Here is a 12,481-nt window from a genome sequence, read left to right as displayed (position 1 = left end):
GCTGCTAAAGATCTCTGGTCGGAAGTTCCATCTGGCTTCAGCGCAGGGTGCCGCCATCGGCGTCGGTCCATGTGGCCGCGAGTTCGGCCGGCTTCAGCACGACGGATTCACCCTCGGGCGGCGGCCGGTTCCAGATCCTGCCGCAGGCTGTGAGTGCGAGAGCCATGGCAAGGAGCACCAGCGCGGTCCGGCAGGAACGCAACACACTCCACCTCCAGCAGTTTCTACAGGTCGCGTGCGCGACTCGGGAGATCAAGACGTGTTTCGCAGCCTGGCATAGAATTTGAACACGTTCAAGCTCGCGAGTTGACGGCTACGAAACCCCCACAGGTCGCCACGGCCGCACCGCAACGAAGTACCTCAACCCCAGCGACCGATGACGGTCGGACCTAGACCCTCCATGACCCGCAGCGGCCGCAATGACTCTGAATAGCCGATCAATCCCGAGCCGGACTTGCTCGCGCCGAGCTCGTTCCTCAGCCCTCGCCCCACCACCATCGGGACACCTCAGCCTCCCGGCACAGCGCGGACCACGGCAGCCGTCACAGCCCGACGTAACCCGCACCGTTCAAGACCTCTTAGCGGGATCTGGGCATTACCGTTCGGGTGACCCCGACGAACCCTGACCCCTCGTCGAGCGCATCGGCGGGCAGCGGGGATGGGCCGCCGACCCTGCCACGGAAGATCCTCCGGCCGGACAGGCAGGCAGGCAGGCAGGCAGGCAGGCGGTCGTGCCACGTACGCAAGAAGGCCGCACGGTCCGGGTCCAACATCGGCCGTCCATCCTCCCCCTGCCCCCGCCGGCAGGCCATCCTGGGAACCAATCCGGCGCCTGCCGTCGGCCCCGCGACGCGGCATTGTCAGTGCCGCGTGCTGGAATGCTCCTCGCTGCCAGACACGTGACCGCAAGGAGGAAGAGGGGCAATGTCCGGTACCTCCACGGCTCCGACCGAACTGCGCCGCCTGATCGTCGAGTTGCTCGGCACAGGCGGCCTGACGACCGAGAGCGCGGTGATCGCGACAGGCGAGTTCGACGACAGCCTGGCCGTCGAGCGGGTCCGGTCGACGTCCCGCTCGGAGCCTGGCACGCGACCTCGGTGGCAGCCTGCCGCCGACGGGTGCCGTCACCGTGCTGCTGAGTGAACTGACGGAGCGCCACCTCGCCGGGTCCGCAGCGCGTTGGCGCCGGCTCCACGACGCGCTCGCCACTTCACCTCACACACTGCCGGCGCTACTCGCCGCGCTACCCGAGCCGGCCGGTACGGTGGAGCGGCTCCCACCGAGGTCGGTCTGCGACACGATGACGCTGCTTCTGGAGCAGGCCGCACCCGCACACGCGGCGGCCGCTCTCACCGCGCTGCCGCAGCGGACGGTGGAGACGATCCTCGCCGGCGGCTCCCTGCCTGGCCCGTCACTGACCTCCGCCGTTGTTGTCCACGGCGACAGCCGGGCCCGCACCGCGCTGGCCCGACACCCCCGGATCGACGCGAGGGTCCTCAAGCAGCTGGTCGCCGCGGACGACCCGGACGTGAACGCGGCCGTCTACCGCAACAACCGCTGCACGCCTTCCCTGCGTCGCGCGGTCGTCCATGCCCACGCGGAGGGCCGAGTCACCCTGGAGGACGTACTCAGGGCGGAGCTGCTGGCGTCGGCCGGAGCTGCATCACGCAGCCGGACCGCGCCACTGCTCGTCAGCGGGGATCCAACCCTGGTCGCCCGGGCGCTGGCCTGGGGGGTACGCAAGGTGGCGCAGCGCCACGCCCTGCTGCGGGTCCTGGAGTGCCAGGGCGCCGATGCCGTACGCACCATGCTCGCCGACCCCGCAGTCACGTCGCACGTTCACCCGGAGATCCGCGCCGAGGTCGCCGACGCACTCCAAGCACCCCACACCGCGGTTCGACTGCGCTCCGGAGGCGAGCCGTACGAAGACCCGACCTCCCTTCCGCGCCTCCTCGGCGTCACCCGTGGCACCAGCACCCTGCGCGACCTTCTCAACGAGCCGTACACACACGACTTCCGCGCGCTGGCCGCTGCCAACCGGACAACGCCCTTCATGCCGAAGGCGGCGGAGGAGATGGTCCGCCACGAGGATGCCACTGACGCCGAGCGCGCCGAGTTCCGGCTGACCCTACTCAATGATCGATGGCGGCCCGGGGGCCGCATCGCCGGCAACATCACCCCGCCGAGCCGCCGTCTGGCCGAGGAGCAGCTGGCCGACGCGGCCGCTGACTGGGCCGTCGGCGTGGTCGAGGCGGGACTGCTCGACCCCGTGGAACTGGTGACGACGGCCCGGCCGGCAGCCCGAGCTGTGGAAGCGCTTCGCGCCGTGGCAGACCGAAACCTGGACGTCGGTGCGGTCAGGAACTTGCTCGCCGCGCTGTACCAGGACCATCTGGCAGCCCGTCCGCATGGCTTGGAAACACTGATACGGAACCTTCCCGACTATCCCGGCACACTGACCGCGGCCGTTCGGGAGGCTGGGACAGAGGCGGCGCGGAATGCGGTCGTCGCCCAGCCGACGCCCAGCCGCACGGACACGGGCAGCGCCCGACACCGCGCGAGCGCCCAGCTGCCGGAGGCCATCCCACCCGTAGTCGTACGACGCGGCTCCGGGCATACCTCAGCGGCGCAAGCCGACCTCGTCGACGCGGAGGCCACCCCCCACTCGACAACGGGCCACGAAGAGCCCCTCGGCGAGGCGTCTGCGTCTGCGTCTGCGTCTGCAGCAACCGTCCCTGAGGAGCCGGACCCGGCACCGGTCGGCGAGCAGGCGCGCGCAGCCCTCGGCGCAATTGACCTGTTGCGATCGCTGGCCGCGCCCGGCACCGCCCCGCTACCGGACGACCCGCCCTCACACGCTGACATCACGCCTCGTCGCCACCCTGCGCGCCGATCCCATCGCCGAACTCCCCGGCGGGCGCACGCCATGGCTCGAGTCGGCCGAACCGACACTCATCGAGCTCGTCTTCGACAGGGCCGGCAAGCACCTCACCCTGGCCCAGCAGCTCGTCGGCAGCCTCAACCTCCTGCGCTACGGCGGGCCTCGACGACTGGCCGCGCTGGTCGAAAGCGGACTGCTCGGAGCCGCCGCCACACGCCTGTGCCAGAAGGCCCTGGCGACCAGCGATCCGGCCTCGGTCCTCGCGGCCCGCACCGAGAAGGAACTGGCGCCCGACCGCCTCGCAAAACGACTGCGCAGGGCGCACATGCATACGCAGATCCTCGACATCCTCGACAACACCCCAGGCACCCCCGTGTGGGAGTCACTCGAGGCCGAGCACGCCAAAGAACCCATCCCTGCGTGGGAACATGTCGTCCGCCACCCCACGGCTCCGCATGCCTTCAAGGCCCGCAACGCCGCGCACCTCCACCGGCTGTCGGCGCACGACGCTCCGCTGGGTCGTGAACTGACCCTGGCCCGCGCCCGGTACGGCATCAACGGCTCCACCCGCGGCCCCGTGGACGCCCTGCTGGACCATCTACTGAGGACCGGTGAGCTGACCGGCAGGGACCTCGTCCATGACGCCGTCCCGGCAGCGGTCGTGCTGAGCTACCTGGGCCGCGCCCGCCGCCGCTCGGATGCTCCCGAGGAGGTGCACGTCGCCTTGGAAGAGGTCACCCGGCTCGTGGCCGAGAGGCTCGGTGACAACACCCATGCATGGCGGGACGTGTACACCCGTCTCACCAACCCCGCCATCAGCCCGGCCCCGGCTTTCACCACACGCGAGCTTCTCTCCACTCGGGACGACCAACCCCAGCACATCTGAGCCGCTGCCATTGGGTCACATGCCGAAGGGCCACCGACTCCCGCTGGACGGCGCAGCGGCTCATCACTTCGGCTGGCAATGAGCGCTGATGAGAACCTTCGACGCGCGGCGGCTCAGGTCGTGGGCCTCGTCCTCACGGACGAGTGCGCATACCTGGCCGCCCTGCCGGATGCGCGGAGATCGAGATCGTCACGTCACCACGTCCGGCGACCAGGTGTTGAGCGTCGCGTCGGCGGTTCACCGGCGCTTGCAGCCGGCCGTGCCTGCCGTCGGAGTGAGCGAGCGAGACGGACCGGCCGGGACGGGCGTTGCCGATCAGACGCAGGCGGGGCCTGGGTTCCGGGACGGGAGTGTGTAGGCGAGACGGCTGAGAACGTTCAGCTTCGCCGGCAGGCATCCCACTCAGTGAGGTGGCGGCAACGGGTCCAGGGCGTTGCCGACGGTGCAGCCTCCCTCTCCGGGCATCCGCTGGATCCGGGACGGCACCCACACCTCGGTGGCGCCGGGACCCACGCGGGCAAGGAGGCAGTCCTGTGCATCGAAGCCGTTGCCCTTCACCGACAGGAGAACGCCGACCCGGCCGCCGTCCGTCTTCACCTCGGTACGGATCGCCGGATTCAGGTCCAGACCGGCGAGCGTGCGGCGCACCTCGGCCTCGTCCACCTGGCCGCCCTTCGGCACCCGCGGAAGCTTCGTGCGGAGTTCCTCGTACGGCAGCCGGGGCGGTGGGGGTGGCGGGGCGAAGGTCAGCGCAGGGCCATCCGGGCAGTCCACGTCACGGGGATCCTCACCCCACTCTGACTTGGGCGATACGCGCACGGCGAAGCAGCGCTGGACGACGATCTCTTGAGGGTCGAACAATCGGTTGTACGCCGAGCCGGACGTGCGGACGACGACGTCGATGCCGTCCCCGTCGTGTGTCGAGGTGCCCGTCACTCGCAGTACCTCCACCCCATCGATTCCGGAAGCGGAGCGCCCGACCTCTTCCCCCGTGCGCGGACGCTGGCCGTAGAGCCGCTCGCCCGCTTTCCTGGCCACCTCTCGGGCGGCGTTCGTCGCTTCGCCCTCGGAGTTCTCCATCACCCCGCAGCCGACGGTGAGCAGCAACAGCGGGGCGAGCAGCAGTAGTCGGCGCATGCGTTCACCTTTCCGGTGCCGCGCGCGGGCGGGCACCCGCTCGCGTACTCAGACCGGCGTAGGTGATCGTACTCAGCCGATGTGACAATCAGTCATGCCCGTCCCGTTGGGTGCGGGCGGTGGGGTGTACGCCTCGATCGCGACCGTCGTCCGGGGGCGGCGAAGCCGCGGACACTCGTCTTGGCGGCGCCGCTGCCGGCGGTCTGTCGGCGTTGCCTGGCGTTGCCTGGCGCTCTGTAGGGCGGATGTGCTCTACGGGTCAGGGGGTGCCGATGAGTTCACCGAGCTGCATGGCGAGCCACGGTTTGCGGCCGCCGGCTCGCATCTGGCCCCGCCCAATGGCCTTCCAGATCGGGGTGCGCCGGAAGGAGACCAGCAGGAACGCGGTCGGCGTCGCCGTGATCCTGCAGTCGTAGGCGCGCGGCGGTGCGTCACGGGTCACCGTCACCGCCCCGTCGTCGACGACGATCGCCAACCGCGGACCGCCCTTGACCACGAGATCGAAGGCGATGCTGACGCTTCGCGCCTTCTCCTTGTTCAGGGCCAGTGTCATCATCGTCGGCATCGACTGCCCGAGCACCAGGCTCGCTTCGTCCGGGCCGATCGGCCACGGAAGTCGGGCGCCGCGCGCGATGTCGAGTCCGTGTACGAGGGTCTCGCTGAGCATCAGGCCGGTCGCTGTCGCCAGCGTGATCTCCTGCCCGTACCAGGGCACGACGATGGGGGTGTCAGGTGCGAGGCCCTCGGTGACCCGCAGAAACGCCTCGCCTCGTTCGGCGACGAAGTCGTCGAGGCGAGCGCGGTCGTCGCCCGTGAAGAGTTTGATGGACGTGGCGTTCATCGCCGTGACCCGTTCGATGAACGGCCCGTCGCCCGGCGGCAGGATGCTGTCCCAGTCCACGGTCTCGTCAGGGGAGACCGTGGAGCAGAGACCGAGATACACCGCCGCCAGGTGCGCACCGACGTCGCCTACCGTCCACACGGGAACACCGGAGGGCGCGTCTCGGTCAGGGAGGTCGCGCAGCAGCCGAACAAGTCGTGGGATCGCGGCCCTCAATGCGGCGCGGGCCTTCTCGTGCTCGGTTACGGGATCAAATCCCCGGTCGGCGCCCATGCCACTCCCCCATCGTGCGGACGGGCTCGCAGATTACCGTCGGGTAGCTCGTGGCGATAGTGCTCTGCGCCGACTCCCGCTGCTCGACCTCGATCGGGTCCCGGCCACGGGCCGGCTCCCCGTGACGAACGGCTCTCAGGGTTCCCCTCGGACGTGGAAGTCGTGCGGCAGCTCGATCTCCGGCGGGCCCGGTGGCCAACACGCCGGTGGGCGTCGGCAGTCGCCTGACGCCCGGCCGGTGGGTAATCAAGCCGCCTTCGACGAGGATGCTCGCGAGGCCGGTGGGGCCCAGGGACTGCGCGGGCGGCGCGTCGTCGAACTCGATGCCGATCACTTCCTCGCCTGCATTCACGCCGACGGCGAGGAAGTACAGCAAGCTGGGGCAGGCCGATGCGCGGCGCGGGCTGCGGGCTGCGGGCTGCGGGCTGCGGGCTGCGGGCTGCGGCGATGCTGGGCATGAGCACCGTGCCGACGACAAGCAGGACCACATACAGCTGCTGCAAGGTCACGGCGGGCCCTCGTGCCTGCGTCCGTGGAGGCTGCGCCGTCGCGTATCGAGGAGGTTCACCGCCGCCGCGGCCACGACCAGGCCGGTCGCCAGCAGCAGTCCGTGTGGCACGAGGGCTCCGGCGACGATGGCGGCCAGCGCGAGGGCCATGGCCAGCCATGCCCGGCCGCGGCGGTACTCACGGGGCCGTCTGGGGCGGCCTTTGCCCAAGCCACGGGCAAAACGGGGATCGTCATGCCACAGTCGGGCTTCCAGGTCGGCGATCCTCTCGTCGTCGGATGCGCCCATTGCTGTCAACTCCCTTCGGTGGTCAGGCGAGCGCGAAGTAGCGCAGCCAGACGTACAGGCCTGCGACCGTGATCGTGACGGCGGTGACGACCAGGCCGTAGCGGCTGAACTGCCAGAAGGAGATGTGGTGTCCGCTGCGGTCGGCGATTCCCACGACGACGACGTTGGCAGAGGACGCGATGATCGTCGCGTTGCCGCCGAGGTCCGCTCCCAGGGCGAACGACCACCAGAGGACGCTCGCCCTTTCCGTTCCGCCGGAGGAGGCGACGATCTCGGAGACGATCGGGCTGACCGAGGCGACGAACGGGATGTTGTCTATGAAGGCGGAGGGGATGACGGATCCGAACAGCAAGGCCATCGACGCCCCGAACAACTGGCCCTCGGTGGCCCGGGCGGCTGCCTCACCGATGTCGGTGATGATCCCGGTCTGCACCATCGCACCGACCATGACGAACAGGCCGGTGAAGAAGGCCAGCGTCTCCCACTCGACGTCGGCCACGACCGCCCTCGTGTTCAACCGAGAGACGGCAAGGAGTACCAGGCCGCCGGCGATCGCCACGACCGAGGGCTCCAGATGCAGGGCGGTGTGCAGAACGAAGCCGGTCATCACGGTCGCGACCACGACACCGCTGACCGCCAGTGTCCTGCCGTCTGTGATGGCGTCCCGCTCGCGCATCGCCATGATCGTGGCCGCACGCTTCGGGTCATAGGAGAAGGCGGAGCGGAACAACCACCGGCACATGGCGACAAGCACGGCGATCAGCAGCACAGAGATGGGAGCCATGTGGAGCAGGAAGTCGTTGAACGACAGGCCTGCCCGCGAACCGATCATGATGTTCGGTGGGTCGCCGATCAGGGTGGCCGCGCCGCCGATGTTGCAGGCCATCACCTCGGCGATCAGATACGGCACGACCGGCAACCCCAGGTCGCGGCATACCGCGATGGTGACCGGAGCGATCAGAAGCACAGTCGTGACGTTGTCGAACCAGGCGGAGAGGAACGCAGTGGCGAGGATCAGCAGCACCATCAGCCGGTAAGGACGGCCTCGAGCCCGCTTGGCTGCCCAGATCGCCACGAACTCGAACAGCCCTGTCCGCTTGAGGACGGAGACGATCAGCATCATCCCCAGCAGCAAGAAGATGACATTCCAGTCGATGCCGGTCGCGTCGGAGAAGAAGGCTTGCTCGGGGCTCGTCGCTCCGATCACCAGCATCACCAGGGCGCCCCCGAGCGCCGCGGTGACTCGATGCACGCGCTCGGTTGCGATCAGGACATAGACGGCGGCGAACACCGCCACCGTCAGCCATGCCGTGATGCTCACGGAGGAAGCACCCCGCTCGGCTCATCCGGCGAGAAAGAGAGGGATTCGCATCGTGAAGGCGCTGGTGGAGTAGTCATCGGCGCAAACTCCGTTCGTGCCGTGGCCATGAACACAAAGCACCAGCCCGACGCGACACTCCTCATACCAGCAGCCGGATGGAGCCGTGGGGGTGTTCCCAACCCCACCATCTCCCCCGATAGCATCCAGCGGCTATCGGGTCTGACACCCATATTTTTACATTGAGGCGCATGCCGTCATTGCCTACGCGTGTCGGCGAAATGCTTCAACTTGCAGCCAGGAACGCGTGAAAGGCGGCTGGAGGCGAGGATCTCGAATTACCCGTTGAATTCACTGCGGAGGCCGTGCACCGGTCTGAGCCCTCGCCTGGTCGGCCGCGTGGTGGCCGGACTCCGACGGGAGGGCACCCATGCGGCCCGCAGGGGCCGTCTGGTGTCGGGCTGCATCGACGCGGTCCCGTTCGATGACCACCTCAAGGCCATCAAGAGTGCGACGGAAGCTTCCTGATCCGAAGTTCAACCCTCCCCCAGCTCCTCTCCTGGCCGCGGGATCCTTTGAAGTAGGCCGTTCCCAATGCTCCTTGACACGCGTATAAGCGCATTGAGGCACCCTTCACCCTGCGGGCCTCCGAGGCCGTGGTGTCGTCAGTTCGCAGGATGCGGCCCGTCTTCAGATCACGCCTGGGTGCCGCTCGCCTGGCGGCGGGGCGTGCCATGCGCGCGGACGACCGAAGGGCGATCCCCCAGAGCGCGCTCACAGCCGTAGCAGTCGGCCGCCTGCCCGGGCGACTTGAAGTACTTGGGGAGGTCCGGCACGTGAGGTAGAACGTGGACATGGACGCCGCAGAACTCAAGACGACGCTGAACGCGATATCCAGTCACTGATGGGGATATTTGGATCTCCCCACTTGTCGCTCTGGGCTGGGGCATTCGTGCTCTCTTGATCTCCCCATCCATTGTGTGATCCTTCCGGCGTGTCGAACTGGTGTCGGTGTGTCGTGGAGAGCCTGCGTGAGCTAGGAGTTCGGCCTGTTCGGGGGCCTGAATGCTCACTCGAGAGGAAGACGTGGACGCTCACGCTCTGCGTCGTCAGGGATGGACGATCTCGGCGATCGCGCGGCATTTGGGCCGAGATCGCAAGACGATCCGTGCCTATCTGAACGGCGAGCGAATCCCTGGCCAGCGACGCGAGGGCCCGGATGCGTTCGTGCCGTTCCTGCCCTACTGCCGGCAGCGACTGGCCGACGACCCGCACTTGTGGGCCTCGACCTTGTTCGACGAGGTGTCCGAACTGGGCTATGAGGGTGCGTACTCGACCTTCACCCGGGCACTGCGCCGCTATCAAGTCCGCCCGCACTGCGAACCATGCCACGCCTCCACCGGCAGGAACGTCGCGGTGATTTCGCATCCGCCCGGCGAGGAGATCCAGTTCGACTGGCTTGAACTGCCGAACCCGCCCGAGGTGTGGGGAGTGGGCGAGCACGCCCACTTGCTGGTTGGCGCGCTCGCGCATTCGGGCCGGTGGCGGGCGGTTCTTTCGGAGTCCGAGGACTTCCCGCACTTGGTCCAGGCCCTCGACGAGGTGATACGCAAGCTCGGCGGGACTGCCCGCCGGTGGCGCTTCGACCGGATGGCGACGGTCTGCTATCCCTCCAGCGGGCAGATGACCTCCTCCTTCGCCGCCGTCGCGAAGTACTACGGAGTCGGCGTGGACATCTGTCCGCCCCGTCGCGGCAACCGCAAGGGAATGGTGGAGAAGACCAACCACTCCGCCGCTCAACGCTGGTGGCGCACGGCCCCCGACGGGCTGACCGTCGTCCAGGCCCAGTCCGGCGTCGACAAACTCGCCGTCCGGATGGACGAGCGTCGTCGCCGCATCGACGGAATCGCCACGACAGTCGGTGAGTTTGCCGCGGCCGAGCCGATGCTGGACGTCCCACTGCGGCCGTTCCCAGCCGAGCTGGAGGTCGAGCGGACGGTCAGCCCACAGAGCCTGGTCCAGTTCGACGGCAACTTCTACTCCGTTCCACCCGGCCTGCCGGGAGTCCAGGTCAGGGTGCTGAACCGCCTGGGCGACGACGTCCTGCGGATCGCCACCGCGGGCCGCGCGGTCATCGCCCAGCACCGCCGGGCCCCTCGGGGATCCGGGCAGACCGTCCGGGACGAAGGCCACGTCATCGCGCTGGAGCGAGCCGTGCTCGCGTCGTTCTCCGACCGGGCCCCATGCAAGACGAAAGTCCGAAGGCCGCCCTCGGCGGCAGCTCTCGCGGAGGCCGAGCGTCTGCGCGGGCTTCCAGCAGCCGGGGATCCGGCCGAACGGGTCGTGATCGACCTGTCCCACTATGCCGCCGTGGCCGACCGGCTGCGGACAGTTCCCTCACCGAAGGAGGAGAACGAGGAGTGGGTACGCCGTCGTCGCCGATGCAGATGAGCGAAGCACGTCGCTTCCAGCAGCTGCGAGGCCATCTGTCCTATCTCAAGCTCAACGATGCCGCCGAGGCCCTGAACCGGGTCCTGGAGCAGGCCCGCACCGAACGGATGTCGTTGACCGCGGCCCTGGAACGTCTGCTGGAGATCGAGGTCGAGGCCACCGAGGCCCGCCGGCTGGCGGCCCGGCTCCGGTTCGCCTGCCTGCCAGAGCCCTGGACCCTGAACGACTTCGATTTCGCGGCCCAGCCCGGTGTTGATGAGAAGCTCATCCGCGATCTGGCCACCCTGCGGTTCCTCGACGACGCCTCCAACGTCCTGTTCGTCGGGCCGCCCGGGGTCGGCAAGACGATGTTGTCCGTCGCGCTCGGCCGGGCCGCGGTCGAGGCGGGGCACCGCGTCTACTTCACCACCGCCGCCGAGCTCTCGGCCCGGTGCCACAAGGCCGCCCTCGAAGGCCGCTGGAAGTCCTGCATGAACTTCTTCGCCGACCCGAAGCTGCTGGTCATCGACGACTTGGGCTACCTCCCCCTGCCCGAGGACGGTGCTTCCGCCTTGTTCCAGGTGATCAACCAGAGGTATCTGAAGTCGTCCACGATCCTGACGACCAACGTCGGTATCGCTGACTGGGCAGGAGCCTTCGGCGACGCCACCGTCGCCGCTGCCATGCTCGACAGGCTCCTGCACCGGGCCGCGGTCGCCGGCATCGACGGCCCCTCCTACCGACTGCGCGGCCACCGGAACCAGGCCGAAACCCTCCGAGCCGGGGTGAACGCCCGTGTCTCCTGACAGCACCTCCGAGACTAGCGAGGTTCCATCCGAGATGGCCCGTCGCTGCCCGCACTGCGAGACCGTCTTCACCGTCGTCGACCGCATGAGCCGCCGGGTGTTCTGCTCCCCCACCTGCCGAGAGACCAACCGTCGCCGCACGCCCGTCCAGCGAACGTGTCCGCAGTGCAAGAACGAGTTCCTCACCGACGTGAGTCCCAAGCGGATCTTCTGTTCCAGCGAGTGCCGAACCGCCTCTCGCGCCAACGAGAGCTCCATGGAGGAACGAGTCTGTCCCGTCTGTGACGGAACCTTCGACTCACCGAAGACCGTCCGGCAGGTCTACTGTTCCCCGACCTGCCGCAGGGACGCCGAACGCATTCGTGACCAGGCCCGGGAAGAGGATCGGGCCCGTCGTCTCGGGGAGGCTCCGCGCTCGGCTCCGCCCCTGCTTCCGTCACTGCCCGAGCTGCCGCCGGCACCCAAGCCGGCAGCACGAGCTACTTCTCGACAGACCCCGGAACGGGATCCTCTGGAGCCGACCGCGACCCGCAACTGCCCCCACTGCCAGCAGCCCGTCACCATCGTCGCCCTGCTCGCGACACCGGAAGCTGCCCGGCCGTCGGTTCCCACCGGCCTTGCCGATGTCGTCCCGCTCCGCAGGGCTCCGTGAGAGCACCATCGACCGGTCCGCAGCCGAGAAATCCGGCTGCCGACCGCAGGCCGTGATGGCAGAGTCTGCCCATGGTCTTCCTGCGTTGTGAAGCGGTCCGATGGGTCGATGACGAACCCCAGCCCGGCCTGGTCGAAGTCCGCTTCGCAGACGCCCACCACCAGCAATGGACCTTCATCGACAAGTGGCCCGTCTTCAGCGGTGAGGACCTGCACCCTGACTCAAGCTATCCCGTCGAGGTGGCAATCCTCTGCGACATCCTGGCCAGCGGCAACAGCTCGGGCACCGCGGACACGATCAAGATCTCCGTCGCCCCCTGGGGACTCGAAACACTCGACGGACGCATCGAGTTCGAAGTGCGGGCTGATCAATTGACCCACAGCTGAGGTCCACGACCACCGGGCCCCGCCGACCTGACGGTCGGCGGGGCCCACGCATGCTCTTTGCTCCCCACCTTCCTC

11 protein-coding genes are annotated in these 12,481 nt (G+C 68.5%); 5 read left to right on the top strand and 6 right to left on the bottom strand.

Going from position 1 to position 12,481, the window contains the following annotated elements; translation table 11 throughout:
• Window positions 1-37 precede the first annotated feature (37 nt).
• Window positions 38-166, bottom strand: coding sequence for a hypothetical protein (locus ACFQ7Q_RS35915; RefSeq protein ID WP_383562747.1), 129 nt, complete (start codon window positions 164-166; stop codon window positions 38-40).
• A gap of 758 nt (window positions 167-924) precedes the next feature.
• On the opposite strand from ACFQ7Q_RS35915, the gene ACFQ7Q_RS35910 reads away from it, so the two are divergent.
• Window positions 925-1,143 (top strand): hypothetical protein, encoded by a 219-nt coding sequence (locus ACFQ7Q_RS35910; RefSeq protein ID WP_383562744.1) that lies wholly within the window; start codon window positions 925-927, stop codon window positions 1,141-1,143.
• A 1,649-nt stretch (window positions 1,144-2,792) separates the two neighbouring features.
• The gene (locus tag ACFQ7Q_RS35905; protein WP_383562741.1) at window positions 2,793-3,767 is read left to right on the top strand and encodes a hypothetical protein; all 975 of its coding nucleotides are present in this window, start codon (window positions 2,793-2,795) and stop codon (window positions 3,765-3,767) included.
• A 402-nt stretch (window positions 3,768-4,169) separates the two neighbouring features.
• Here ACFQ7Q_RS35905 and ACFQ7Q_RS35900 read toward each other — a convergent pair whose 3' ends face one another.
• The 5 genes from ACFQ7Q_RS35900 to ACFQ7Q_RS35880 form a co-directional block, all read right to left on the bottom strand.
• Window positions 4,170-4,904, bottom strand: a complete 735-nt coding sequence (locus ACFQ7Q_RS35900) for a translation initiation factor IF-2 (RefSeq protein WP_383562738.1) — start codon at window positions 4,902-4,904, stop codon at window positions 4,170-4,172.
• 259 nt (window positions 4,905-5,163) lie between these two features.
• Window positions 5,164-6,018 carry a maleylpyruvate isomerase family mycothiol-dependent enzyme gene (locus tag ACFQ7Q_RS35895; protein ID WP_383562735.1) on the bottom strand — a complete coding sequence of 285 codons (855 nt, stop codon included), beginning with the start codon at window positions 6,016-6,018 and terminating at the stop codon, window positions 5,164-5,166.
• Entirely contained in the window at window positions 5,996-6,394 is a 399-nt protein-coding gene (locus ACFQ7Q_RS35890) for a hypothetical protein (protein WP_383562750.1), read from the bottom strand. The genes ACFQ7Q_RS35895 and ACFQ7Q_RS35890 overlap by 23 nt, the downstream gene beginning before the upstream one ends.
• Window positions 6,395-6,523: 129 nt before the next feature.
• On the bottom strand, window positions 6,524-6,814 hold the full coding sequence (locus ACFQ7Q_RS35885) for a DUF3040 domain-containing protein (protein WP_383562732.1): 291 nt from the start codon (window positions 6,812-6,814) through the stop codon (window positions 6,524-6,526).
• A 22-nt stretch (window positions 6,815-6,836) separates the two neighbouring features.
• Complete coding sequence (locus tag ACFQ7Q_RS35880; RefSeq protein ID WP_383562730.1) at window positions 6,837-8,135, bottom strand: SLC13 family permease; 1,299 nt, start codon at window positions 8,133-8,135, stop codon at window positions 6,837-6,839.
• 1,083 nt (window positions 8,136-9,218) lie between these two features.
• On the opposite strand from ACFQ7Q_RS35880, the gene ACFQ7Q_RS35875 reads away from it, so the two are divergent.
• The 3 genes from ACFQ7Q_RS35875 to ACFQ7Q_RS35865 all read left to right on the top strand — a co-directional run bounded on the left by ACFQ7Q_RS35875 (window position 9,219) and on the right by ACFQ7Q_RS35865 (window position 12,406).
• Complete coding sequence (locus ACFQ7Q_RS35875) at window positions 9,219-10,583, top strand: IS21 family transposase (protein WP_383562727.1); 1,365 nt, start codon at window positions 9,219-9,221, stop codon at window positions 10,581-10,583.
• Complete coding sequence (istB, locus tag ACFQ7Q_RS35870) at window positions 10,580-11,368, top strand: IS21-like element helper ATPase IstB (RefSeq protein WP_383562724.1); 789 nt, start codon at window positions 10,580-10,582, stop codon at window positions 11,366-11,368. The genes ACFQ7Q_RS35875 and istB overlap by 4 nt, the downstream gene beginning before the upstream one ends.
• A 723-nt stretch (window positions 11,369-12,091) precedes the next feature.
• Window positions 12,092-12,406 carry a hypothetical protein gene (locus tag ACFQ7Q_RS35865; protein ID WP_383562721.1) on the top strand — a complete coding sequence of 105 codons (315 nt, stop codon included), beginning with the start codon at window positions 12,092-12,094 and terminating at the stop codon, window positions 12,404-12,406.
• Window positions 12,407-12,481 lie beyond the last annotated feature (75 nt).

The organism is Streptomyces sp. NPDC056527, assembly GCF_042794475.1.
Taxonomy (GTDB): Bacteria; Actinomycetota; Actinomycetes; order Streptomycetales; family Streptomycetaceae; genus Streptomyces.
The sequence above is the reverse complement of the archived record's forward strand: the minus strand, read 5'-3'. Positions and strand labels throughout refer to the sequence as shown.

Coding starts and splice junctions, on each gene's coding strand:
- ACFQ7Q_RS35895 (WP_383562735.1), bottom strand. CDS start 6,018: ATGGGCGCCGACCGGGGATTTGATCCCGTAACCGAGCACGAGAAGGCC.
- ACFQ7Q_RS35915 (WP_383562747.1), bottom strand. CDS start 166: ATGGCTCTCGCACTCACAGCCTGCGGCAGGATCTGGAACCGGCCGCCG.
- istB (WP_383562724.1), top strand. CDS start 10,580: ATGAGCGAAGCACGTCGCTTCCAGCAGCTGCGAGGCCATCTGTCCTAT.
- ACFQ7Q_RS35900 (WP_383562738.1), bottom strand. CDS start 4,904: ATGCGCCGACTACTGCTGCTCGCCCCGCTGTTGCTGCTCACCGTCGGC.
- ACFQ7Q_RS35885 (WP_383562732.1), bottom strand. CDS start 6,814: ATGGGCGCATCCGACGACGAGAGGATCGCCGACCTGGAAGCCCGACTG.
- ACFQ7Q_RS35910 (WP_383562744.1), top strand. CDS start 925: ATGTCCGGTACCTCCACGGCTCCGACCGAACTGCGCCGCCTGATCGTC.
- ACFQ7Q_RS35865 (WP_383562721.1), top strand. CDS start 12,092: ATGGTCTTCCTGCGTTGTGAAGCGGTCCGATGGGTCGATGACGAACCC.